At 44.1% G+C, this 24,226-nt stretch carries 19 protein-coding genes, 3 rRNA genes, 1 riboswitch and 1 other annotated feature; of the genes, 17 read left to right on the forward strand and 5 right to left on the reverse strand.

Translation table 11 applies throughout. The features are described from left to right. Positions 1–50: 50 nt before the first annotated feature. The gene (gene pckA / locus HUS26_RS03205) at positions 51–1,643 is read right to left on the reverse strand and encodes a phosphoenolpyruvate carboxykinase (ATP) (RefSeq protein ID WP_173915786.1); all 1,593 of its coding nucleotides are present in this window, start codon (positions 1,641–1,643) and stop codon (positions 51–53) included. A 164-nt stretch (positions 1,644–1,807) separates the two neighbouring features. Here pckA and HUS26_RS03210 point away from each other — a divergent pair, with 164 nt between their 5' ends. Further along, entirely contained in the window at positions 1,808–2,188 is a 381-nt protein-coding gene (locus HUS26_RS03210; RefSeq protein ID WP_173915787.1) for a thiol-disulfide oxidoreductase DCC family protein, read from the forward strand. 60 nt (positions 2,189–2,248) lie between these two features. Continuing rightward, positions 2,249–2,360: riboswitch (SAM riboswitch) on the forward strand. A gap of 175 nt (positions 2,361–2,535) precedes the next feature. Then, positions 2,536–3,738 carry a methionine adenosyltransferase gene (metK, locus tag HUS26_RS03215; protein WP_173915788.1) on the forward strand — a complete coding sequence of 401 codons (1,203 nt, stop codon included), beginning with the start codon at positions 2,536–2,538 and terminating at the stop codon, positions 3,736–3,738. 54 nt (positions 3,739–3,792) lie between these two features. Here the strand turns inward: metK and HUS26_RS03220 are convergent, their stop codons facing one another. Further along, positions 3,793–4,305, reverse strand: coding sequence for a gamma carbonic anhydrase family protein (locus HUS26_RS03220; protein WP_173915789.1), 513 nt, complete (start codon positions 4,303–4,305; stop codon positions 3,793–3,795). A gap of 61 nt (positions 4,306–4,366) precedes the next feature. Between HUS26_RS03220 and HUS26_RS03225 the strand changes: the two genes are divergently transcribed. Continuing rightward, positions 4,367–5,137, forward strand: coding sequence for an alpha/beta hydrolase (locus tag HUS26_RS03225; protein WP_173915790.1), 771 nt, complete (start codon positions 4,367–4,369; stop codon positions 5,135–5,137). 53 nt (positions 5,138–5,190) lie between these two features. Continuing rightward, a complete protein-coding gene (locus HUS26_RS03230) occupies positions 5,191–6,234 on the forward strand; it encodes a tetraprenyl-beta-curcumene synthase family protein (RefSeq protein ID WP_173918726.1) in 1,044 nt (347 codons plus the stop codon). Here the strand turns inward: HUS26_RS03230 and HUS26_RS03235 are convergent. Further along, positions 6,229–6,801, reverse strand: a complete 573-nt coding sequence (locus HUS26_RS03235; protein WP_173915791.1) for a class I SAM-dependent methyltransferase — start codon at positions 6,799–6,801, stop codon at positions 6,229–6,231. The two genes, HUS26_RS03230 and HUS26_RS03235, sit on opposite strands and share 6 nt — an antisense overlap. Before the next feature lie 359 nt (positions 6,802–7,160). Then, positions 7,161–7,375, forward strand: a binding site (T-box leader). Between the two features lie 52 nt (positions 7,376–7,427). Here HUS26_RS03235 and leuS point away from each other — a divergent pair. The 7 genes from leuS to HUS26_RS03270 all read left to right on the forward strand — a co-directional run bounded on the left by leuS (position 7,428) and on the right by HUS26_RS03270 (position 16,167). Further along, entirely contained in the window at positions 7,428–9,842 is a 2,415-nt protein-coding gene (gene leuS, locus HUS26_RS03240) for a leucine--tRNA ligase (RefSeq protein WP_173915792.1), read from the forward strand. A 128-nt stretch (positions 9,843–9,970) separates the two neighbouring features. Next, positions 9,971–10,282, forward strand: a complete 312-nt coding sequence (locus HUS26_RS03245; RefSeq protein ID WP_173915793.1) for a rhodanese-like domain-containing protein — start codon at positions 9,971–9,973, stop codon at positions 10,280–10,282. Positions 10,283–10,300: 18 nt separating this feature from the next. Then, positions 10,301–10,636 carry a rhodanese-like domain-containing protein gene (locus tag HUS26_RS03250; RefSeq protein ID WP_173915794.1) on the forward strand — a complete coding sequence of 112 codons (336 nt, stop codon included), beginning with the start codon at positions 10,301–10,303 and terminating at the stop codon, positions 10,634–10,636. A gap of 358 nt (positions 10,637–10,994) precedes the next feature. Then, positions 10,995–12,563: ribosomal RNA gene (locus HUS26_RS03255) — 16S ribosomal RNA — on the forward strand. Positions 12,564–12,732: 169 nt separating this feature from the next. After that, positions 12,733–15,654, forward strand: a 23S ribosomal RNA gene (locus HUS26_RS03260). A gap of 71 nt (positions 15,655–15,725) precedes the next feature. Next, positions 15,726–15,839: ribosomal RNA gene (gene rrf / locus HUS26_RS03265) — 5S ribosomal RNA — on the forward strand. Together the 16S, 23S and 5S rRNA genes form the textbook arrangement of a ribosomal RNA operon. A gap of 70 nt (positions 15,840–15,909) precedes the next feature. Next, positions 15,910–16,167, forward strand: a complete 258-nt coding sequence (locus tag HUS26_RS03270; protein ID WP_173915795.1) for a hypothetical protein — start codon at positions 15,910–15,912, stop codon at positions 16,165–16,167. A 17-nt stretch (positions 16,168–16,184) separates the two neighbouring features. Here HUS26_RS03270 and HUS26_RS03275 read toward each other — a convergent pair whose 3' ends face one another. Continuing rightward, positions 16,185–17,447 carry an NAD(P)/FAD-dependent oxidoreductase gene (locus HUS26_RS03275; protein ID WP_173915796.1) on the reverse strand — a complete coding sequence of 421 codons (1,263 nt, stop codon included), beginning with the start codon at positions 17,445–17,447 and terminating at the stop codon, positions 16,185–16,187. Between the two features lie 100 nt (positions 17,448–17,547). On the opposite strand from HUS26_RS03275, the gene HUS26_RS03280 reads away from it, so the two are divergent. Both HUS26_RS03280 and HUS26_RS03285 read left to right on the forward strand, forming a co-directional pair. After that, on the forward strand, positions 17,548–19,167 hold the full coding sequence (locus HUS26_RS03280; protein ID WP_173915797.1) for a polysaccharide biosynthesis protein: 1,620 nt from the start codon (positions 17,548–17,550) through the stop codon (positions 19,165–19,167). Between the two features lie 9 nt (positions 19,168–19,176). Continuing rightward, a complete protein-coding gene (locus HUS26_RS03285) occupies positions 19,177–19,902 on the forward strand; it encodes a pseudouridine synthase (RefSeq protein WP_173915798.1) in 726 nt (241 codons plus the stop codon). Positions 19,903–19,945: 43 nt separating this feature from the next. On the opposite strand, the gene HUS26_RS03290 is transcribed toward HUS26_RS03285, so the two are convergent. Further along, the gene (locus HUS26_RS03290) at positions 19,946–20,164 is read right to left on the reverse strand and encodes a DeoR family transcriptional regulator (protein ID WP_173915799.1); all 219 of its coding nucleotides are present in this window, start codon (positions 20,162–20,164) and stop codon (positions 19,946–19,948) included. A 158-nt stretch (positions 20,165–20,322) separates the two neighbouring features. Between HUS26_RS03290 and HUS26_RS03295 the strand changes: the two genes are divergently transcribed. The 4 genes from HUS26_RS03295 (at position 20,323) to HUS26_RS03310 (ending at position 24,142) form a co-directional block, all read left to right on the forward strand. Further along, positions 20,323–21,333 carry a potassium channel family protein gene (locus tag HUS26_RS03295; protein ID WP_173915800.1) on the forward strand — a complete coding sequence of 337 codons (1,011 nt, stop codon included), beginning with the start codon at positions 20,323–20,325 and terminating at the stop codon, positions 21,331–21,333. An 8-nt stretch (positions 21,334–21,341) separates the two neighbouring features. Further along, positions 21,342–22,721: a dipeptidase PepV gene (gene pepV, locus HUS26_RS03300; RefSeq protein ID WP_173915801.1), complete on the forward strand. Its 1,380-nt coding sequence runs from the start codon at positions 21,342–21,344 to the stop codon at positions 22,719–22,721. Between the two features lie 65 nt (positions 22,722–22,786). After that, the gene (gene thpR, locus HUS26_RS03305; protein ID WP_173915802.1) at positions 22,787–23,344 is read left to right on the forward strand and encodes an RNA 2',3'-cyclic phosphodiesterase; all 558 of its coding nucleotides are present in this window, start codon (positions 22,787–22,789) and stop codon (positions 23,342–23,344) included. A gap of 141 nt (positions 23,345–23,485) precedes the next feature. After that, entirely contained in the window at positions 23,486–24,142 is a 657-nt protein-coding gene (locus tag HUS26_RS03310) for a hypothetical protein (protein WP_173915803.1), read from the forward strand. Positions 24,143–24,226 lie beyond the last annotated feature (84 nt).

Raw genomic sequence — 24,226 nt, forward strand, 5'->3', positions numbered from 1 at the left:
CTGTTATCAGCACGGCTTTATCTATATATGAGGAGATGAGGATACGTTAATTATGATCTTCCAAATAAAGGTCCAGCATCTTTAATTTCATGGCTGGCTATCGTGAACTGCTTGAAATTCTCATGGAACTTAGAAGCAAGTTCATGTGCTTTTTCATCATAGGCGGCTGTATCTTTCCAGGCCTTTCTTGGAATAAGCACTTCATCAGGCACTCCCGGGCAGTGAGTTGGAATTTCAAGACCAAATACTGGATCTGTATATGTTTCAGTAGATTTCAGTTCGCCTTCAAGGGCAGCATGAACCATCGATCTTGTGTGAGATAGGTTCATTCTCTTTCCTTGGCCAAAAGCTCCACCTGTCCAGCCTGTATTCACTAAATATACTTCACTATTGAATTGGTCAATTTTTTCTCCCAGCATTTCCGCATAAACGGAAGGTGCTAATGGAAGGAAAGGCGAACCAAAACAAGTCGAGAAGGTAGCCTGCGGTGAAGTAACCCCGCGTTCGGTTCCAGCCAGCTTACTCGTATAGCCGCTTAGGAAGTGGTACATCGCTTGTTCTTTAGATAACCTGCTGATCGGAGGCAGCACCCCGGTAGCATCTGCTGTTAGAAAAATAATGGTTCTCGGGTGGCCTGCTACGCTGGGTACCACTGTGTTCTTAATATGATTCAGTGGATAAGCGGCCCTTGTATTTTCGGTTAATGTCGTATTTTCATAATCGGGCTTATGAGAATAAGGGTCAAGAAGGACATTTTCCAGTACGGCGCCAAAACGAATGGCGTTATAGATCTGAGGTTCTTTTTCCTCAGAAAGGTTGATACATTTCGCGTAACATCCGCCTTCAATGTTCGAAACGCCATAGTTGGACCATGCGTGTTCATCATCACCGATCAACCTTCTGTTAGGATCGGCAGAAAGAGTCGTTTTTCCTGTTCCTGATAAACCGAAGAATAATCCTACATCCCCTTCACTTCCGACATTGGCCGAACAGTGCATAGGAAGGACGTTCTTCTGCGGCAGGAGAAAGTTCATAACTGAGAAGATAGATTTTTTAATTTCTCCAGCATATTCGGTTCCCCCGATGAGGACGATCCGATGTTTAAAGGAAATCAAAATAAACGCTTCTGAATTCGTTCCATCCGTTTCGGGATTTGCTTTAAAGGTTGGAGCTGAAATAACAGAGAATTCCGCTTCATGTTCGTTGAGATCTTCGCTGTCCGGGCGGATAAACATTTGATGAGCAAACAGGTTATGCCAGGCGAACTCATTGATGACTTGGATAGGAAGTCTGTATCGTTCATCAGCACCGGCAAACCCTTTAAAGACGAACACTTCGTCTTTTCCTTTTAAATAGTCCAAAACCTTGTGGTATAAATTAACGAACACATCTTCATCAATCGGGCGATTGGTTTTCCCCCAATTCACATAATGAGAAGAATCGTCATCTTTTACGATAAACTTATCGTTAGGGGAACGACCCGTATAAGCACCCGTCGTAGCCTGAATTGCACCACTATTTGTCAGCGTTCCTTCTTTGCGAGATAGTATTTTTTCAACTAATAGAGGAACGGATAAATGGTGATGGACATTTGGTTGGGTTAGTAATTGGTTAAGCTCAGACATTTGATTAATCGTACTCATATGTGTCTACCCGCCTTTACTGTAAATATTTTAAATGGAGCCAATGGTCAACTTTGAAATAAAGTATAACACATTAGAATTAATAATCCATACTAATTTAAAAAATGCTTATTTTTTATTTTATTCATTACTGGGATATAATGTTATTGAGGGGATGTGAAATGATGAGCAAAGTGAAAATATTATTTGATGAAGATTGTTATCTGTGCCAGCAGACGAAAAGTATCCTTCAGCCGCTCGATTGGTTTCGGAAAATGGAGTGGCAGCCTCTTCAACAGTTTGCGGAAGAATATAAGATTTCTGCAAGCAGTGTAAGAACCCTTAAGAAAGAAATTCACGTCATCACCCATAAAAATGAAGTGAAGCGGGGATTTGCGGCATTACAGTACTTATTACTGCGAATGCCGACGCTGTTTACTCTCGGCCTCCTCATTAATATTCCTGGTGTTTCACTTATCGGCCATCCTCTCTATAAAGGGATCGCAAGAAACCGCTACAATATCTTCAAGAAACAGTGTATTAATGGGTCGTGCTCCATTTCATAAACCTGGAATATTAATTGACATGTATGCTCTATTTCGATACTATTAGTCCGAACGGATACTCTCTTATCCAGAGCTGGTGGAGGGACAGGCCCTATGAAACCCGGCAACCCGTCATTCACTTGGCATGGTGCTAACCTGAAGCAAAGTCATACGTGGCTTTGGACGATAAGAGCGAAAGGAAACAGCACCTTTCCTCGAGTGTAGGAAGGGTTTTTTCTTTTTAAAAGCACATATCGATACCCACAAAATTCTGTTTGTTAAGAATTTTTACGTTTATAAACTTCTAAAAGATACGGGTAAAGAGTTCCGTCGAATCTTTGTACTTAACAGAAGGAGGAGTTTACAGAATGCCTGCCAACCGCCGGTTATTCACATCAGAATCTGTCACAGAGGGTCACCCGGACAAAATCTGTGATCAGATTTCAGATTCAATATTAGATGAAATATTAAAAAACGATCCCAATGCACGGGTAGCTTGTGAAACTACCGTCACTACAGGGCTTGTTCTAGTATCAGGAGAAATCAGCACAAGTACTTATGTGGACATTCCAGCCATCGTCCGCCAGACGATTAAAGACATCGGCTACACGAGAGCCAAATATGGTTTCGATGCAGATACCTGTGCTGTATTAACGGCTATTGATGAGCAATCCCCTGATATTGCAGGAGGAGTTGACGTCTCATTAGAATCCAGGGAAGGCAAGATGAGCGATAAAGAACTCGAAGCCATCGGAGCCGGAGACCAAGGGTTAATGTTCGGTTTTGCCAATAATGAAACTGAAGAATTAATGCCTCTTCCAATTTCCCTCGCTCACAAGCTGGCCAAGCGCCTCTCAGATGTTCGCAATGATGGAACTCTGGATTACCTGCGTCCGGATGGAAAAACTCAGGTAACTATAGAATATGACGAAAATGACAAGCCCATTCGTGTAGATACAATTGTAATATCTACTCAGCACGCTGAAGAGGTCACACTGGAACAAATCCAGAAAGATCTTCATGAGCAAGTGATTGTTCCGGTTGTACCGTCTCAACTCATTGATGATAAGACGAAATACTTTATTAATCCAACAGGCCGTTTCGTAATTGGAGGTCCTCAAGGGGATGCAGGCTTAACCGGACGTAAGATCATTGTAGACACTTATGGAGGCTATGCCCGTCACGGCGGAGGCGCATTCAGCGGTAAGGACGCGACGAAAGTTGACCGTTCAGCTGCTTATGCGGCTCGTTATGTTGCTAAGAATATCGTAGCTGCCGGATTAGCTGATTCATGTGAAGTTCAGCTTGCCTATGCTATTGGAGTGGCACAGCCTGTTTCCATTTCTATTAATACAAATGGAACAGGTCAAGTAGAAGAAGAGAAGCTGGTAGAAGTTGTACGTGAACTGTTCGATCTTCGTCCAGCCGGCATTATTAAAATGCTTGATCTTCGCCGTCCGATCTACCGCCAAACTGCTGCTTACGGCCATTTCGGACGTACAGATGTAGAGTTCCCTTGGGAAAGAACAGATAAAGCGGAGCAGTTAAAAGATCGCTTAGGCCTTAACTAGAGTCCGCGAAAAGAAGAAAAGCCGTTACCCGAATAAAGGGTAACGGCTTTTTATTTAGCTCTGAAGTTTTTTATAAGCTTGTCCTTTTTCTACATAAGATTTCCTGATTCGGTCCAGCTCTTTGTAATCTTCTGCTGTTAACTCTCTTACAACTTTGGCGGGCCGGCCTAACGCAAGGGTGCGCGGAGGGATCTTTTTACCAGGAGGTACAAGGCTTCCCGCTCCGATAAACGCCTGTTCTCCAATTTCAGCTCCGTCTAGTATTAAAGAACCCATTCCAATAAGCGCATTCTTTTTTATATGGGCGGAATGCAGGGTCACCTGATGGCCGACCGTTACTCCATCTTCAATAATCAGCGGGCGGTTCGGGCTCTGGTGCAGCATGCTTAAATCCTGTATGTTCACCTGGCGTCCGATTCTTACAGGGGCCACGTCTCCCCGAATGACGGTTTTAAACCATATGCTTGATTCTTCATCAATACTTACTTCTCCCGTAATGACAGCATCCTCTGCAACAAATACAGAAGAATCAATTTGCGGGAATTTTCCATTATATTCGCAAATCATCGATATCCCCCTTATAATAATAGGTAGTTTTAGTATAGCAAATGGCAGGGGGAACGATTAAATGTTGCGTCCAAAAGCAACGGTTATTATTGTTCATGGCGCTTTTGAACATTCAAAGCGCTACTCTCATGTGATCGAAAGACTGGAGCAGGACGGTTATCGTGTGATTACTGGCGATCTGCCGGGTCAGGGCGAGTCAGAAGGGAAAAGAGGACACATCAAGTCTTTTGATGATTATCTACATAAAGTTATGGAATGGATAAATGAAGCTGAAGATGAAATCCCCTTATTTGTACTAGGCCACAGCATGGGCGGTTTGATTGTTATAAGGTTCATGCAAAAATTGCAGCCTCATCTGGATGGGGTTATTTTGTCTTCTCCGGCACTTGGACTCGGGCAGAGAGCTTCAAAACCTATGGAGATTGCAGGTAGAGTTTTAAACAAAGTGTGTCCGGGTCTGCTCGTATCATCACCTGTAAAGCCGGAGATGGTGACAAATAATCCTGAGGTTATTGAAAGCTATCAAACAGATGAACTCATGCTCAAAAAGGTGTCCGTTAGGTGGTACCGGGAATTTCAGAAAGCTATTCAGTTAGCGTTTAAGCATGCCGGCAGCTTTCCAGGCTTGCCTTTATTGGTAATGCAGGCGGGGAAAGATGTGATAGTAGATGCACAGAAAACGTATGAATGGTTTCATTTAATAAAAACGGAAGAAAAAATGTATAAAGAGTGGCCTTTATTTTATCACGAGCTTTTTAATGAAGGTGAATGGGAGCAGGCTTATTTGTATATGCTTAATTTTATGGAACAGCAATTGTCCAGCAGGAAATAGGTAAAGGAGAGATTGTCGTGTCTGTAAGGATTCCAACACGTGCAGTGCCATTAATGGTTAAAGTGTATAAAGACATTTTTCCACGGGTGCATCATGAGCTGAATTATTGGAAGAAAAAAGCGGAATGTATTCCTGATCTGGAGCTTCGTATGCAGGCCTTAGCCAGTATAGATTCTAAAACCTTTCACTGTGAAGGCGGAGGGGTGTATGCTTTGCTGGCTGGAGAGAACCTAGGTGAAGCGGTTCGTTTTATAGTAGCCTACCAGACAATCAGTGATTATTTAGATAATCTTTGTGACCGAAGTACGTCCATGGATCCGCAGGACTTTCGGCAGCTGCATCAATCAATGACGGATGCCTTAACTCCATCTAATGAGCTGAAGGATTATTATGCTTTTCGTGAAGAAAAAAACGACGGGGACTACCTCCAGGATTTAGTGAAAACGTGCCAAGACGTATTACGGCAATCAGAGGCTTATGCAGTCACCGAAAAATACACGACGAAGCTTGGTTATCTTTACAATGATCTTCAAGTACATAAGCATGTAAAAGAAGAAGAGAGGCTTCCTCGGTTAATGAGCTGGTTTGAAACTCATCAGGACATGTGCTCAAACCTTAAGTGGTATGAATTTTCTGCCTGTACTGGCTCTACGCTGGGGATCTTCTGCCTCGTATCGTACGCACTTGGGGGAGAGATGGAGGAATCATTGGCCCAAAGAATAGAGGAAAGCTATTTCCCATATATGCAGGGGCTCCATATTTTGCTGGATTACTATATTGATCAGGAAGAGGATAAAGAAGAAGGAGATTTAAACTTCTGCTCATATTATGATCATGAAGAAATGATGAAGGAGCGATTGGTCTATTTTGTAAAGCAGACCAATCACTCCATTCAGTCCCTTCCTCATCGCGGGTTTCACGAGATGGTTCATGAAGGGTTAGTCGGGATGTATTTAGCCGATCGTAAAGTAAAGGCGATGCAGCATGCGAAAAGCTTTGTACGATCGATGCTTAAAGCTAGCGGCAAGAAAGCGACGTTCTTCTATTTAAATACAAAAATGTACAATCGGTTGAGAGGAATAAAAGCTGCCTTATAGTTTTTCAATAGCAATGATGAAAGGCGGGTTGTTCTTTTGGTTGATGAACCCGTATTGCATGACCTGATAATTCTTTTGCTCTAAGCTTTCTGCATATTGAAGAACTGCTTCTTTTTCTTCTGCTCCCCCTGGGTGGCCGTGATAAACCACTAAAACAACAATACCGCCGGGAAGAAGGTGTTCAAGGATAGCAGAGACGGCGCTTATCGTCTCATCTGAGCTGGTAACCACCTTTTTGTCACTGCCCGGCAGGTATCCGAGGTTAAAGATAGCAGCTTTTAATTTTTCAAGATGCTCTTTAGGAATTGTTTCTTCTATTTTATGGTGGCTGTCATGAATAAGCGAAACACGATCTTTTAAATTTAGTTTTTCCAGCTTATTGTTCGTGTTATCAATGGCTTGCTTTTGAACATCGTATCCATAGACATGGCCGCTGCTGCCGACGAGCTTTCCAAGCAGAGCCGTGTCGTGCCCATTGCCGCAAGTGCCGTCAATTGCTATGTCACCCTCTTCAAGGGAAAGTTTCATAAGTTCATGTGCAAAAGGAATAACTCTTTTTAGTTTCATTTATAATAGTGCTCCTTTAAAATATGATTCAGGCTAAGTTAGTTTAGCATGAATGTAATCAATTCTAAAAGTCTGCCCATAAGAAAACCGCACATTATTATGCGGTTTTTTTCTTCTTAATATATCCTTACCTTTTTAAATAATTACTTTTCGCAGATTGGATGGTTCTTTTTGGGGTCTTCTTCGTCTTATAAGAGGAAGCCTTCGCACTGGCAGTTTTTCGAATGGGTTTCTTCAAGACTACTAGACCTCCTTAGAATTAAGATATATACTAAATTACCTTTTCCTCGTTTTGAATAAACATCTTTTTCCATTGCTTGACAAAGGCCGGGGCTTTCATTAAGATTACGAGTAGATATGTAATGACGTTGAAAAGGAATAGTAATAGGAGTGCAAGATATAGAGAGTCCGCGGTTGGTGAAAGCGGTCCTTGTCCTTATATGAACTCACCTTGGATGTCGGGGAAGTGATTTTTAAAATAGCTTCCTCCGGTAAATGGCCGTTATCCATTCTAAGTGAGCGTCTTAGTGCGCTAATTTGGGTGGTACCGCGGGAGAAGTCTCTCGTCCCTGAGTTTTATTAGGGATGAGTGGCTTTTTTTATTATTCGAAGTAGGAGGAATTTCAATGGCTTTTGATCATAAGAAAATTGAAAAGAAATGGCAGTCCTATTGGCTGCAAAACGAAACATTTAAAACAAACTCGGATTCTCATAAAGAGAAATTTTATGCATTAGATATGTTTCCTTATCCTTCAGGGGCAGGACTTCATGTCGGTCACCCGGAAGGCTATACAGCGACAGATATTTTATCCCGTATGAAGAGAATGCAGGGATATGAAGTTCTTCACCCGATCGGATGGGATGCTTTTGGTCTTCCGGCTGAACAGTATGCTCTTGATACAGGGAATGACCCGGCAGAATTTACAGCACAGAATATCAGTACTTTTAAGAGACAGATTCAGGAGCTTGGCTTCTCTTATGATTGGGATCGAGAAGTGAATACAACCGATCCTAACTACTATAAATGGACACAGTGGATCTTTTTAAAGCTTTACGAAAAAGGCCTTGCTTATATTGATGAAGTTCCTGTGAACTGGTGCCCGGCTCTGGGTACAGTGTTAGCAAACGAGGAAGTTATTGATGGTAAAAGTGAACGAGGCGGCCACCCGGTAGAGCGCCGTCCGATGAAACAGTGGATGCTTAAGATTACAGCTTATGCTGATCGTCTGCTTGAAGACTTAGAAGATCTGGACTGGCCAGAGAGCATTAAAGATATGCAGCGCAACTGGATTGGTAAATCAGAAGGAGCTGAGATTAATTTTGATGTAGCCCATCATCACGCCTCCTTCGATGTGTTCACTACTCGCCCGGACACTTTATACGGTGCAACTTATGCGGTACTGTCTCCTGAGCATCCTTTAGTAAGTGAGATAGTTACGGATGAGCATAAAGAAGAAGTGAACCTGTACGTAGAATCTGCAAAGAATAAGAGTGAGCTTGAACGAACTGATTTAGCGAAAGATAAAACAGGTGTATTTACTGGATCTTATGCGATTAACCCTATCGATGGAAATAAATTGCCGATCTGGGTCGCTGATTACGTATTAATGGGATATGGAAGCGGAGCAATTATGGCTGTTCCTGCCCATGATGAACGCGACTACGAATTTGCCACAAAATATGATTTGCCGATTATCGCCGTCCTTGAAGGCGGAGACGTAGATGAAGAAGCTTACACAGGGGATGGCAAACATATCAATTCAGGAATTCTGAACGGACTGGATAAAGAGGAAGCGATTGAAAAGTCTATTAAGTGGCTCGAAGAGAATAATAAAGGCACGAGAAAAACTACGTATCGTCTGCGCGACTGGCTGTTCAGCCGCCAGAGATACTGGGGAGAGCCAATTCCTATTATTCACTGGGAAGACGGTTCGATCTCTGCGGTACCAGAGGAAGAACTGCCTGTTACCCTTCCAAAAACAACGGAAATTAAACCATCAGGTACAGGAGAATCTCCTTTAGCTAATATTGATGAATGGGTAAATGTCACAGATCCTGAAACTGGATTGAAAGGCCGCCGCGAAACAAATACGATGCCGCAGTGGGCCGGAAGCTGCTGGTATTTTCTTCGTTATATTGATCCGCACAATGACGAAGCCTTTGCAGATTTCGATAAACTGAAGAAATGGCTGCCGATTGACGTATATATTGGAGGAGCAGAACATGCGGTTCTTCACCTTCTATACGCACGGTTCTGGCACAAGGTCCTTTACGATGCGAGAGTAGTTCCGACAAAAGAGCCGTTCCAAAAGTTGTTTAACCAGGGCATGATTCTAGGAGAAGGCAATGAAAAAATGAGTAAGTCAAAAGGAAATGTTGTAAACCCTGATGATATTGTATTTACTCATGGAGCCGACACTCTTCGTTTGTATGAAATGTTCATGGGACCTCTTGAAGCCTCTATCGCCTGGTCAACGAACGGGCTCGACGGAGCTAGAAGATTCCTTGACCGAGTATGGCGTCTGTTTGTAACAGACGGCAAGCCGTCCGGTGCTATTGTAGAAAACAGCAATGATAAAACACTTGAGAAGACGTATCATCAAACCGTGCAAAAAGTAACGGAAAACTTTGAAGAACTCAGATTTAATACAGGAATTTCTCAAATGATGGTATTTATTAATGAAGGATATAAGGCCAATGAACTGCCAAAAGCCTATGTAGAAGGTTTTGTTAAACTGCTTTCCCCTGTGGCTCCACACCTTGCAGAAGAACTGTGGGAGCAATTAGGCCATGAAGAGAGCGTCACTTACGAAACTTGGCCGACATACGATGAGTCTAAGCTGGTAGAAGATGAAGTCGAAATTGTCGTGCAGGTCATGGGTAAAGTCAGAGCTAAAATGATGGTGAACCCGGATGCTTCAAAAGAAGACTTAGAGAAAGCGGCTCTTGAGAACCCAAGCGTTCAAGAGTGGCTCGAAGGAAAAACGGTCCGCAAAGTAATCGCCGTTCCTGGAAAACTAGTCAATATTGTTGCTAATTAGTTTCACTAATCTTTAAAAGCCATCCTCTTTATTAGTGAGGATGGCTTTTTCAAAGCCAATTTCTTGACTCCCCCATGAAATTTATTAAAATTAACCGTAGTAATCCTATATTAGGAGGAGATTTTTAAATGAGCGAAATAAAAGTAATGACTCCAGAGCAATTACAGAAAGCGTTAGACGAAAATAAAGACCTTAAGATTATAGATGTGAGAGAAGATGAAGAAGTAGCTCAAGGGATGATTCCAACAGCGACGCATATTCCGCTTGGCCGAATTCCTGAAGCTGCTGACAGCCTAAACCCTGAAGAAGAATATGTGATGGTCTGCCGTTCAGGGAAAAGAAGTATGAATGCTTCTGAGTATCTGAAATCCAAGGGTATTCATAACGTAAATAACCTTAAAGGCGGAATGCTGGATTGGAAGGGTGAAGTTGTACTTTAAATTAGAGGAGTCGCTGGAATGCTAGAATTGACCATCCTTTTAGTTATTGGTTTTATAGTTCTTTTTTCAAAAACTGTATATCAAAAGCAGAATTTAATACCTGTGGATGAACAGTCTCAATTAACGGATGATTTTTGTGTCATCGATATTAGGGACTATATTTCAGCTTATCGATCCCCTTATCCGGGAGCAGAAAATATACCACTGGATTATTTGCCCCGCGCTTTAAAAGGAAAATTTAATTGTCCAAAAAAAATCCTTTTAGTTACAGATAACAAAAGAGGGGCCCGGCTGGCAGCGCGTATGATCAAGAGGAAACGCGGCAAGTCGGTATATTATATTAAGGCCGTTTGAATCAGCTTTTTAAAAGCTGATTCTTTTTTATAGGCTCTGTAAATGGATCTATTTAAAAATATCAATACTTATAAAAAAGTGTTGACTTAAATCATTAAGGCTGGTAATATTAATAACGTTGCTGACTTTTCAAAAGCGGCTTCAATCTAATTGTCATAAAAGATTCAAAAAATCTATTAATCTTATTGACATATTCGCACGAATTATGCTAGAATTTATTTACTGTCGCAAGGCAGTTGTTATCAATTTGATCTTTGAAAACTGAACGAACCAACCAGTACGTCAATTTATTCTTTCTATTATATAGAGAGAATTCAAACAAGCACATTCGGTGTGCAAATGAGCAAGTCAAACTACTTTTATGGAGAGTTTGATCCTGGCTCAGGACGAACGCTGGCGGCGTGCCTAATACATGCAAGTCGAGCGCAGGAAGCTAACTGATCCCCTTCGGGGGTGACGTTAGTGGAATGAGCGGCGGACGGGTGAGTAACACGTGGGCAACCTGCCTGTAAGACCGGAATAACCCCGGGAAACCGGGGCTAATGCCGGGTAATCTCCTCCCTCGCATGAGGGAAGAGTAAAAGATGGCTTTCTGAGCTATCGCTTACAGATGGGCCCGCGGCGCATTAGCTAGTTGGTGAGGTAACGGCTCACCAAGGCGACGATGCGTAGCCGACCTGAGAGGGTGATCGGCCACACTGGGACTGAGACACGGCCCAGACTCCTACGGGAGGCAGCAGTAGGGAATCTTCCGCAATGGACGAAAGTCTGACGGAGCAACGCCGCGTGAACGATGAAGGTCTTCGGATCGTAAAGTTCTGTTGCGAGGGAAGAACAAGTACCGTGCGAATAGAGCGGTACCTTGACGGTACCTCGCGAGAAAGCCCCGGCTAACTACGTGCCAGCAGCCGCGGTAATACGTAGGGGGCAAGCGTTGTCCGGAATTATTGGGCGTAAAGCGCGCGCAGGCGGTTCCTTAAGTCTGATGTGAAAGCCCACGGCTCAACCGTGGAGGGTCATTGGAAACTGGGGAACTTGAGGACAGAAGAGGAGAGTGGAATTCCACGTGTAGCGGTGAAATGCGTAGATATGTGGAGGAACACCAGTGGCGAAGGCGACTCTCTGGTCTGTTTCTGACGCTGAGGTGCGAAAGCGTGGGTAGCAAACAGGATTAGATACCCTGGTAGTCCACGCCGTAAACGATGAGTGCTAGGTGTTAGGGGGCTTCCACCCCTTAGTGCTGAAGTTAACGCATTAAGCACTCCGCCTGGGGAGTACGGCCGCAAGGCTGAAACTCAAAGGAATTGACGGGGGCCCGCACAAGCGGTGGAGCATGTGGTTTAATTCGAAGCAACGCGAAGAACCTTACCAGGTCTTGACATCCTTGGACCACCCTAGAGATAGGGTCTTCCCTTCGGGGACCAAGTGACAGGTGGTGCATGGTTGTCGTCAGCTCGTGTCGTGAGATGTTGGGTTAAGTCCCGCAACGAGCGCAACCCCTAATCTTAGTTGCCAGCATTGAGTTGGGCACTCTAAGGTGACTGCCGGTGACAAACCGGAGGAAGGCGGGGATGACGTCAAATCATCATGCCCCTTATGACCTGGGCTACACACGTGCTACAATGGATGGTACAAAGGGCAGCGAAGCCGCGAGGTGTAGCAAATCCCATAAAACCATTCTCAGTTCGGATTGCAGGCTGCAACTCGCCTGCATGAAGCCGGAATCGCTAGTAATCGCGGATCAGAATGCCGCGGTGAATACGTTCCCGGGCCTTGTACACACCGCCCGTCACACCACGAGAGTTGGCAACACCCGAAGTCGGTGAGGTAACCTTTATGGAGCCAGCCGCCGAAGGTGGGGCCAATGATTGGGGTGAAGTCGTAACAAGGTAGCCGTATCGGAAGGTGCGGCTGGATCACCTCCTTTCTAAGGATAAAAGGAACGGCTTTTTAGCCGTCTCCTTCGGAGGACGTACATGGTTGGTTGTTCAGTTTTGAGAGATCAAAGGATCTTCTCAATGTGAACCTTGAAAACTGGATAAGATTTGACAAGACATCAAACCAAAGTAAGAAACGTCTTTTCACGACGATTTAAAAGTTAAGTGAATAAGGGCGCACGGTGGATGCCTTGGCACTAGGAGCCGATGAAGGACGGGACTAACACCGAAATGCCTGGGGGAGCTGTAAGTAAGCTTTGATCCCAGGATCTCCGAATGGGGAAACCCGCTGTTCGTAATGGAACAGTATCCATAACTGAATACATAGGTTATGGAAGGCAGACCCGGGGAACTGAAACATCTCATTACCCGGAGGAAGAGAAAGCAAACGCGATTTCCCAAGTAGCGGCGAGCGAAACGGAATCAGCCCAAACCAGAAAGCTTGCTTTCTGGGGTTGTAGGACACTCCTTTGGAGTTACCAAGAGAGAGGATAGACGAAGTGATCTGGAAAGATCCGCCATAGAGGGTAACAGCCCTGTACTCGACATCCTTTCTCCTCCGGAGTGTATCCTGAGTACGGCGGAACACGAGGAATTCCGTCGGAATCCGGGAGGACCATCTCCCAAGGCTAAATACTCCCTAGTGACCGATAGCGAACCAGTACCGTGAGGGAAAGGTGAAAAGCACCCCGGAAGGGGAGTGAAAGAGAACCTGAAACCGTGTGCCTACAAGTAGTCGGAGCCCATTCATGGGTGACGGCGTGCCTTTTGTAGAATGAACCGGCGAGTTACGACCGTATGCAAGGTTAAGCTGATGAGAAGCGGAGCCGCAGCGAAAGCGAGTCTGAATAGGGCGATTTGAGTATGCGGTCGTAGACCCGAAACCGTGTGATCTACCCATGTCCAGGGTGAAGGTCAGGTAACACTGACTGGAGGCCCGAACCCACGCAAGTTGAAAATTGCGGGGATGAGGTGTGGGTAGGGGTGAAATGCCAATCGAACACGGAGATAGCTGGTTCTCTCCGAAATAGCTTTAGGGCTAGCCTCAGAATAGAAAGTCTTGGAGGTAGAGCACTGATTGGACGAGGGGCCCCTACCGGGTTACCGAATTCAGTCAAACTCCGAATGCCAATGACTTTGTTCTGGGAGTCAGACCATGGGTGATAAGGTTCATGGTCGAGAGGGGAACAGCCCAGACCGCCAGCTAAGGTCCCTAAGTGTGTGTTAAGTGGAAAAGGATGTGGAGTTGCTTAGACAACCAGGATGTTGGCTTAGAAGCAGCCATCATTGAAAGAGTGCGTAATAGCTCACTGGTCGAGTGACTCCGCGCCGAAAATATACCGGGGCTAAACACACCACCGAAGCTGCGGATTGATCCTGATGGATCAGTGGTAGGAGAGCGTTCTAAGGGCGGCGAAGTCAGACCGTAAGGACTGGTGGAGCGCTTAGAAGTGAGAATGCCGGTATGAGTAGCGAAAAAAGAGTGAGAATCTCTTTCACCGAAAGCCTAAGGTTTCCTGAGGAAGGCTCGTCCTCTCAGGGTTAGTCGGGACCTAAGCCGAGGCCGAAAGGCGTAGGCGATGGACAACAGGTGGATATTCCTGTACCGCCTCCTTTCCGTTTGAACGACGGGGGGACGCAGGAGGATAAGGAGTGCGCACGATTGGAAGAGTGCGTCCAAGCAGCAAGACGGTCGGATAGGCAAATCCGTCCGGCAACGTCAAGCTGTGATGGGGAGGGAAATAAAGTACCGAAGCTCCGGACTTCACACTGCCAAGAAAATCCTCTAGTGAGGAAAGAGGCGCCCGTACCGCAAACCAACACAGGTAGGCGAGGAGAGAATCCTAAGGTGAGCGGGAGAACTCTCGTTAAGGAACTCGGCAAAATGACCCCGTAACTTCGGGAGAAGGGGTGCTCCTCTGCCGAGGAGCCGCAGTGAAAAGGCCCAAGCGACTGTTTACCAAAAACACAGGTCTCTGCGAAGCCGTAAGGCGAAGTATAGGGGCTGACACCTGCCCGGTGCTGGAAGGTTAAGGGGATGCGTTAGCTTTTAGCGAAGCGTTGAACCGAAGCCCCAGTAAACGGCGGCCGTAACTATAACGGTCCTAAGGTAGCGAAATTCCTTGTCGGGTAAGTTCCGACCCGCACGAAAGGTGCAACGACTTGGGCACTGTCTCAACGAGAGACCCGGTGAAATTATACTATGCGTGAAGATGCGCATTACCCGCGACAGGACGGAAAGACCCCGTGGAGCTTTACTGTAGCCTGATATTGAATGTTGGTACAGCTTGTACAGGATAGGTGGGAGCCTGAGAAGCCGGAGCGCTAGCTTCGGTGGAGGCGCTGGTGGGATACCACCCTGGCTGTACGGACATTCTAACCCAGGACCGTGATCCGGTCCGGAGACAGTGTCAGGTGGGCAGTTTGACTGGGGCGGTCGCCTCCCAAAGAGTAACGGAGGCGCCCAAAGGTTCCCTCAGAATGGTTGGAAATCATTCGCAGAGTGTAAAGGCACAAGGGAGCTTGACTGCGAGACCTACAAGTCGAGCAGGGACGAAAGTCGGGCTTAGTGATCCGGCGGTACCGTATGGAAGGGCCGTCGCTCAACGGATAAAAGCTACCCCGGGGATAACAGGCTTATCTCCCCCAAGAGTCCACATCGACGGGGAGGTTTGGCACCTCGATGTCGGCTCATCGCATCCTGGGGCTGTAGTCGGTCCCAAGGGTTGGGCTGTTCGCCCATTAAAGCGGTACGCGAGCTGGGTTCAGAACGTCGTGAGACAGTTCGGTCCCTATCCGTCGTGGGCGTTGGAAATCTGAAAGGAGCTGTCCTTAGTACGAGAGGACCGGGATGGACACACCGCTGGTGTACCAGTTGTTCCGCCAGGAGCATCGCTGGGTAGCTACGTGTGGACGGGATAAGTGCTGAAAGCATCTAAGCATGAAGCCCCCCTTGAGATGAGATTTCCCCTAACAATAAGTTAGTAAGATTCCTCAGAGACGATGAGGTCGATAGGTCCGAGGTGGACGCGTGGTGACACGTGGAGCTGACGGATACTAATCAATCGATGACTTAACTTTACTAGACATTATGACGGTTTGATTCCAATCAGTCTTATCCAGTTTTGAGGGTTCACCTCTAATATAATAGATGAGGTGGCGATAGCGAAGAGGTCACACCTGTTCCCATGCTGAACACAGTAGTTAAGCTCTTCAGCGCCGATGGTAGTCGGGTATATCCCCGTGAGAGTAGGACGCTGCCTCGTCACAGATGAAACCTTAGAAGATATTCTTCTAAGGTTTTTTATTTTTCCCTAAAGGGAACGTGGATAAAAAATGTCTGAGGTGAAATATATCGAACTTGTCAGGTGGAGTTACTCAGGAATCAAAAAAGTAAGAGGATATTTTAGTAAGTTTCCCCATTCCGTTATTTATTTTAGAAGAATGAGGAACTACTATCTCGTGTATACACTTGATTGGGATGCCAGAGACCCCGTTCTTACGGAAGCTGACCGAGAAGATATGCAGATACTTATTAATGAAGAGTTAGGCCATATATCCGCTTATAATAAAAGAAAGTCGAGGAGAATCTAATGATTCCCCTCGACTTTTTAATTTACCATCGATTCATAGGCAGCATGCATCCCTGCTACTCGTCCTGTTACCATAGCAGCCGTAATATTATATCCGCCGGTATAGCCATGGATGTCGAGGATTTCCCCGCAAAAATATAACCCATTCATTAATTTTGACTGCATTGTATTTGGAACGATCTCTTTAATGGACACTCCCCCGCCTGTGACAAATGCTTTTTCCATCGGCTGAGAGTCATAAACATTCACTTGAAAGTGCTTGATAAACTGAACGAATTCTCGAATTTGCTGATTCGAAATATTTGCAGCGTTATCCTGTGAGGAAATGTTCACGAGTTCCAGAAGATAATCCAGCAACCGTTCAGGCACAAGACCTTTTACAACATTACGGAACGATTTTCTTGGATGATCTTTGATTTGTTTCTGCAGTGAATCGATCAGCTGCTGTTCTTTCTCTTCTGGCAGACAGTCGATTTCAATAATAACAGAAGACCGGCCTTTCCTTAACTCTTTTACCGCATACTGGGAGCATCGTAAAATAGCTGGCCCTGACAAACCAAAGTGAGTAAAGAGCATGTCCATCTTATGAGTGATGATTTTTTTATTTTTTTCATTTAGAACCGATACACTTACATCTCTAAGGGAAAGACCTTGCAAGGCTTTTTTCTTTATAAACGGATCTCTGGACAGCAGAGGCACTTCAGTAGGAAAAAGATCTGTTACTGTATGTCCGGCTTGCTTGGCCCAGGAGTAGCCATCGCCGGTAGATCCCGTGTGAGGGACGGCTTTTCCGCCGACAGCAAGAACAACCGAGGAAGTGTTCAGTTTTTCTCCCGATTTCAATATAACCTGATGGGTATCTTCACCGTAATTGATCGCTTCTACAGGAGTTTCCGTTCGGACTTCTACGTTTAAGGAATCCAACTGATGCAGGAGGGCATTTACCACGTCTTTCGCCTTATTGCTTACCGGAAACATCCGTCCATGATCTTCTTCTTTAAGTGAGACACCGAGGTTTTCAACAAATTCGATGATGTCGTAATTATTAAAAACGGAAAATGGGCTGTACAAAAATCGTCCATTCCCTGGGATGTGTTTAATTACTTCTTCTTCAGGAAGACGGTTGGTCACATTACAGCGCCCTCCGCCGGAGATGGCCAGTTTGGTTCCGAGTTTTTTTCCCTTATCGATAAGCAGTGTTTTTACTCCCTGCTCTGCTGCTGCAATGGCGGCCATTAAGCCGGATGGCCCGCCGCCGATGACGATGACTTGATAGCACATGGGTGACTTCCTTTCTTTTGTCGTTTGATGATGGTTTTCGATAGATTTATGATAAAATAGACAAAGTTGATTATAAACTAATGAAGGTGAAGGTTTTATTATGTCGAAAATATTAAAAGGCACGATGATTTTAACAGGTGCTACTTTTTTATCAAAGTTCCTCGGTATGATTTATACCGTTCCATTTGAACAGATGGTAGGACCAGAGGGGATGTCTCTGTATTTCTACGCTTATACACCATACAACATTTTGCTGAGTTTATCTACACTTGGCGTGCCTATGGCTGTTTCAAAGTTTGTATCAAAATATAATTCACTGGAAGACTATCAAACAGGTAGAGAGATGTTTAAGTCAGGTATGCAGCTTATGGCATTGACAGGGCTAGTCACATTTCTGATGTTATTTTTTGGTGCGGAAACTATTGCTAAGTTCAGCTTGTCAGGAGAAGATAGTGCTGCTTCTGTAGCAGATACGGCAATGGTTATTCGTATGGTCAGTTTTGCCTTATTAATTATTCCTAGTATGAGTATCATCAGGGGATTCTTTCAGGGGAATGAATCGATGGCTCCCACTGGAGTGTCCCAAGTTATTGAACAAATCGTTCGGATAGCATTTTTATTAGTAGCTGTATATATTGTGATTTATCTAATGGATGGCGGTATTCCAATGGCGATCGGCTTCTCTACTTTCGCCGCTTTTATTGGCGGGATTGCTTCGCTGATCGTTTTAATTATTTATTGGAAAAAGCGCAAGCCTTACTTGGATCGTCAGTTGGAACAGCAGGAATATACGTATGATTTATCGAAAAAAGATATGTTTAAAGAATTAATCAGCTATGCAGGTCCTTTCATATTAGTCGGAATTGCAACACCTCTTTATCAGCTGATTGACCAGTTTACATTCAACAAAGCTATGACAGCTGCCGGATTGTCATCGATTTCGGACGCCTCTTTATCAGCGATCCACGTGCTGAGCCACAAGCTTGTCATTATTCCGGTAACATTAGGGATTGGCTTATCTTTAGCCTTGCTGCCGGCCATTACTAAATCATTTACCGGCCAGAAAATGAACCAGCTGAATCATCAGATTAACCAGGCTCTGCAAATCATAGCTCTCTTAATTATTCCCGCTGTAGTAGGGCTATCCATATTAGCATTTGAGGCGTTTGGTTCTTTCTATGGTGTCGATGAGCAGCTCGGTTATTATGGAGAACTGCTCAGGTGGTATGCGCCTGTCGGCTTATTATTTGCGCTTTATACCGTGACTTCCGCCATCTTACAGGGCGTTAACCAGCAAAATTTTGCCCTGATCAGCTTAGGGTCCGGGTTGTTAATTAAGCTGCTTACCAACTCATGGTTTATTATTTTATTTGGAGCGAAAGGTTCCATAATTTCTACAGGAACTGCCGTATTAATTGCTGTATCTTTAAACCTGTGGAAAATACACAGCTCCATACAATTTTCTTACCGGCACGTATTTAAACGGACGTTGCTCATATTAATTTTGACTGCTTTAATGGGTGCGGCCGTCTGGGTAATTAAGTGGACGTTCTCACTCGCCTGGGACCCGATGGAAAACCGGTTAGCTGCTTTATTTATTCTTCTGATAAGTGCGGGCCTCGGCGGGCTGCTATACCTTTGGATGGCTTATCAGACTACGTTGCTTGAACGAATTCTTGGCGGCAGAGTCCGTGTGTTAGATAAATTTCTAAGAAGGTAGGTGAAATATATGAGAATCGATAAACTGCTTGCAAATATGGGGTATGGAACCCGAAAAGAAGTTAAAAACCTTCTCAAGAGCGGCGGGGTTAGAGTAAACAACGAACCGGAAAAGAGTCCGAAAACACATGTTGATCCAGAGAAAGATGTTGTGACAGTTATGGGAGAAACAGTGGAGTATAGGAAATATATTTACCTGATGCTTAATAAGCCGGGAGATTTGCTCTCAGCAACCGAGGACCCTCACGATATGACAGTCATCGATATTCTTCAGCCAGAAGATCAGATATTTGAACCTTTTCCTGTCGGCCGCCTTGATAAAGATACCGAAGGCTTGCTGCTTATTACGAATGATGGTCAGCTGGCACACCGGCTGACTTCTCCTAAAAAGGACATAGGGAAAACGTATTACGCGACGATCGATGGAAAGGTTAGTGAAGAGGATGTGACTGCCTTTTCAAAAGGGATTGAATTAGACGACGGTTATGTAACAAAACCGGCAGAGCTAGAAATTCTTAAGTCAAATGATATATCAGAAATTGAACTTACGATTACTGAAGGCAAATTCCATCAGGTGAAACGCATGTTTGAAGCTGTAGGAAAACGGGTCACTTATTTAAAAAGGCTTAAGATTGGAGAACTGCACCTTGATGAAGAGCTGGAGCTTGGGGAATACAGGGAACTCGGTGACGATGAGCTTGATTATCTTTTAACAATTACAAAGTTGAACGACTAGAAAACACCCGGGAATTAAATTCCGGGTGTCTGTTTTACATATATTAAGATATTTTTACTTTCTTTTCTGTCGTTATCCACTTTCCTCTGTGCGGACTAGATACAAGTCCATTGTACTCCAAAACACTTAAGTCTCTTTGCATCGTCCGATCCGTAATACCGAATTCTTCAGCTAGCTGATTAGTTGTCACCATTCCCTGCTTTTGGATGTACAAGTAAACTGCTTTAATTCGATCTAACATACGGGATGATGGATGATTCAAAAAACCACTCCTTGTATCAGTAATAAAATTTTGTGGTGCTCGTGAATCTTGAAGTTATTTTTATTTTACAACAAGGTGTAAAACACAGCCACTAAAATTTTTAGATTTAACAGATAATTCAAGGAACTTTACAAATCGGTAACAAAGGCGGGATAAACGTGCTGATCTTAAAAAGGTTTTTTCGGAAAATGGCGGAAATAAATAATTACCTATTATTTATCTCTAGCGGGGCACTCATTATAGTGGCCACATGGCTGATTGTCCTCATTGAACCAGAAACATTTCCGACGTATTTTGAAGGCTTTTGGTGGGTAATGACTACTGTTACTACAGTGGGGTATGGAGACTATTCTCCTGCTACGGCGGCAGGGCGCTGGGTCGCGATCATTCTGTATATTATTGGGATTGGCCTAATAGGGGTAGTTATTGGAAAAATAATTGAAGGTTTTGCTCTATTTAGAAAGAAAAGAGTGGAGGGAGATATCGTGTATAAAGATCGTGATCACTTTATTATTATTGGCTGGTCCCAAAAAGCTAAATTTGCCGTAGAAGAAATTAATGGTACGAATCCCGATGCAGAGATTATAATTATCGATCATTTGAAAGAAGCCCCGGTTCTTAAAAACAACATTCATTACATAAAAGGAGATGCTTCAGATCAGACTACTCTGAAAAAAGCCAATGTCAGTCAAGCCAAAGCTGTACTCATATTTGCTGATGATTCATTTGTCAATGAGCAAATGGCTGATGGACAAACTCTGCTAATCGCTTCTACAATTGAAAGTCTTGCTCCTCACATTCAAACAGTTGTAGAGATTATGGATGAACGTCATATCCCTAATTTTAAGCATGCTCGTGTAGATGAATTTATTGTATCGAATGAAACCATTTCATCTTTAGCTGTCCGCTCAGCATTTAGAAAAGGCGTTTCCAGTATTTATAGTCAGCTGTTAAGCCGGTCAGTAGGGGATGATCTCTATCACGTGGATCGAAAGTCAAAATGGAAAACTTACCGCGATGCATTTGAAGATCTTCTAAGTGAAGGAGCTACTTTAATAGCAGATAGAGATGACCTGACAATTAACAGGCGGCTAGAAGAAGAACTGCCAGTAGATGCTGAGTTATACGTCGTTTGTGATCAGGAAACCTACCAAAAAATTAAGGAGTGAATCCTGTTATGAATTTTTCATTAGGTCCAGTGGAAGAAGAAGAGTATGTTAATCGTCTATGTAAGCTGTTAAAAATAAAAAGTGTTTATGTAGAGAGTGAAAGGTATCCATATGGTCCGCATATTGATCAGGCTTTAAATTATATGCTTGATATGGCGAAAGAAGACGGGTTTCAAGTGAAAAATGTTGATGGCCATGCCGGCCATGTGGAGTTTGGAGAAGGGGAAGAAATCATCGGGATTCTCGGCCATTTAGATGTGGTACCTCCAGGAGAGGGGTGGGACAGTGACCCTTTTGAACCTATTATTAAGGATGGGAAAATTTTTGGCCGTGGAGCCCAGGATGACAAAGGACCGGTTATAGCAGCTTACATCGCTATGAAATTTTTAAAGGAGAAGGGGTTTATGCCCGATAAAAAAGTCCGGCTGATTTTGGGTACAGACGAAGAAAGAGACTGGCACGGCATCAATTATTATTTTAATAAAGAAGAGATGCCTGTATTTGGCTTCTCTCCGGATGCCTCTTTTCCTGTGATACATGCCGAAAAGGGGCTGATCGACGGCTACATTACTTTTCCGGCCAATGAGGGGAGCGGCGAGACCGTGTTGGAATCTCTCAGCGGGGGAGACCGTTTAAATATGGTCCCTGCAACAGCTGAAGCTGTAATAAAAGGAGAAGCTGGCGAACTTAAGGAGAGTTTTTCCCGGTTTTTAAAAGAACATCAACTGAACGGGACCGTACAGGAGGAAGGCAGTACAGTAAAGCTCCTATTAAACGGGAAAACGGCACATGCAAGCACCCCTGAAAAAGGGATAAATGCTGTTTCAAGCCTGCTCCAGTTTAATGGAGGCCTGCCACTTAGCACATCTCAAGCATGCTTCGTGCAGCAGTTAAACCACGGCTTGTCTAATTCTGCAGGAGAAGGGATCGGGCTTTCCATTTCCGATGAACCTTCAGGAAAATTAACCTTAAACCTCGGTTCCATCGATTGGAAAAAAGGTGATAAGTGTAAAGTGGGTGTCAATGTCCGCTATCCTGTAACTACACGTTATCAAAAGGTGATGGAAAGGTTGGAAGCATTTGCAGAAAAAGCAGGCGGGCATTTTGAGCTCTATGATCATCTGCAATCTTTATATGTAGAGAAAGAGAATAAAAATGTCCAGACCCTTTTAAACGTTTATAATAAATGGACAAACGAGCAGGCATCTCCACAATCTATGGGAGGGGCTACCTATGCAAGAGCTTTAAAAAGCGGTGTAGCTTACGGCGCTTTGTTCAAGGACAGTCCAGATACGGCTCACCAGGCAAATGAGCATGTTCTGATCTCTGACATGATGAAGGCAGCTGCCATTTATGCTGAAGCAATTTATCGGCTGACTGCTGAATAATATGAAAAGTCTGAGGGGCAGTCTATCATTAGCTGATATTCAACCGATAAAAAAGGAGAGTAAGTATGACTTCACATTATTTTGTTGGCATTCCTGTTGATCCGTCTCTAGTTCCGCTTTTTTCCAAATGGCAGGCTTCTTTAAAGGAACATATGGACTACAAAGTATGGACACACCCTGAAGATTTTCATATCACCCTAAAGTTTTTAGGTCCGAGTTCTGAGGATCAGCTGCAATCTCTTCTCAATAACTTAAATGAAGTTGATTGGCCTGAAGCTTTTTCGCTTTCGGCAGGACCTGCAGGTTATTTCGGCAATCCGAGGAACCCGAGAGTTTTTCACGTTGAGGTCAGTTTACCGTCTGCGCTCGAGAAAATTCAGAATCTTGTGGAACAGGCGGGAAAGAAAGCCGGTTACTCTTTAGAAAATAGGAAGTATTCTCCCCATATTACACTTGCCAAGAAATGGAGAAGCGGGCAGTCTCCTCTCATTGACCATCCAGATAAGTTTGAAGAAACTATAGAAATGGACGTTCACCGCTTTTTTGTTTATCAAATACTTCCTAAAGAAACACCTAAATATCATAAAGTGGCTGAATATGAATTGAAGAAAGGAAAACCTTAATAATGGCTCAGCTTATAAAAATGTTCGACCATATTTCAAGGTATGAAACGGATATTTATCAATACTCAAAGAAATATATTCGTCTAAAGCAGGAAAAGTGGAGGAAGTTACAAAGAAGGTGGGAAGATGGAGAACAGGTCGATGTGGAGGAAACGGTACCGGAGAAACGGGGCAAGCTTAAGTCTTTCTCACTTTTTTTTTAAGAAAGCTCCCGAAAAACCTATTCAGGAAGAGGTACAGGAATGGGTTCTTCTCGAGTCTGAAGATGAACTGAAACAATACTTCTTGGATGAGCTCCTCCCCTTTCAGCTGAAAGGGGCCTCGTCAACTTTGTGCGAAACATCATTTTATGATCCTGTGGTCAAAAGTGATGAACGGTTAAGTCTTTTGCTTCAGCGGATTCCAGACAATTATCTCGTAATGTTTCAGCCTGTAGCAGAATTAAAGGAAGTTCCTATGGATGCTGAAATATTGTTAATAGGGTCTTATGAGATTGAACTTATTACTTTCCTGGATCAACAGGCATCAATCGTCTATCCGAGCAAAGAAAATTACTGGACGATTAACCGAGACGGAGTGCTCGAGAGTATAGTCAGCCCGCTGTTACGATTAAACCGTACCGAAACCTTCTTACGCAGCGTAATCCACTCATACGGATTAGATTTTCACTATAAAAAAACAGTACTTGGGCGGAACCACACATTTCAGACTGGCTATCAGCCGTATTCGACGATCTACATAGATAAACATAATATTGAGCAATGGCTGCAAAGAAAAAAATGTTGTCTGTGCCTCTAAAACACGGTCAGCTAAAGGTAGCTGAGAAACTTCTCGAGCATACGAGAACAGTGGCAGTACAGCGGGCGGAGTGGGAACCTCAAG

Source organism: Halobacillus sp. Marseille-Q1614 (assembly GCF_902809865.1).
Taxonomy (GTDB): domain Bacteria; phylum Bacillota; class Bacilli; order Bacillales; family Halobacillaceae; genus Halobacillus_A.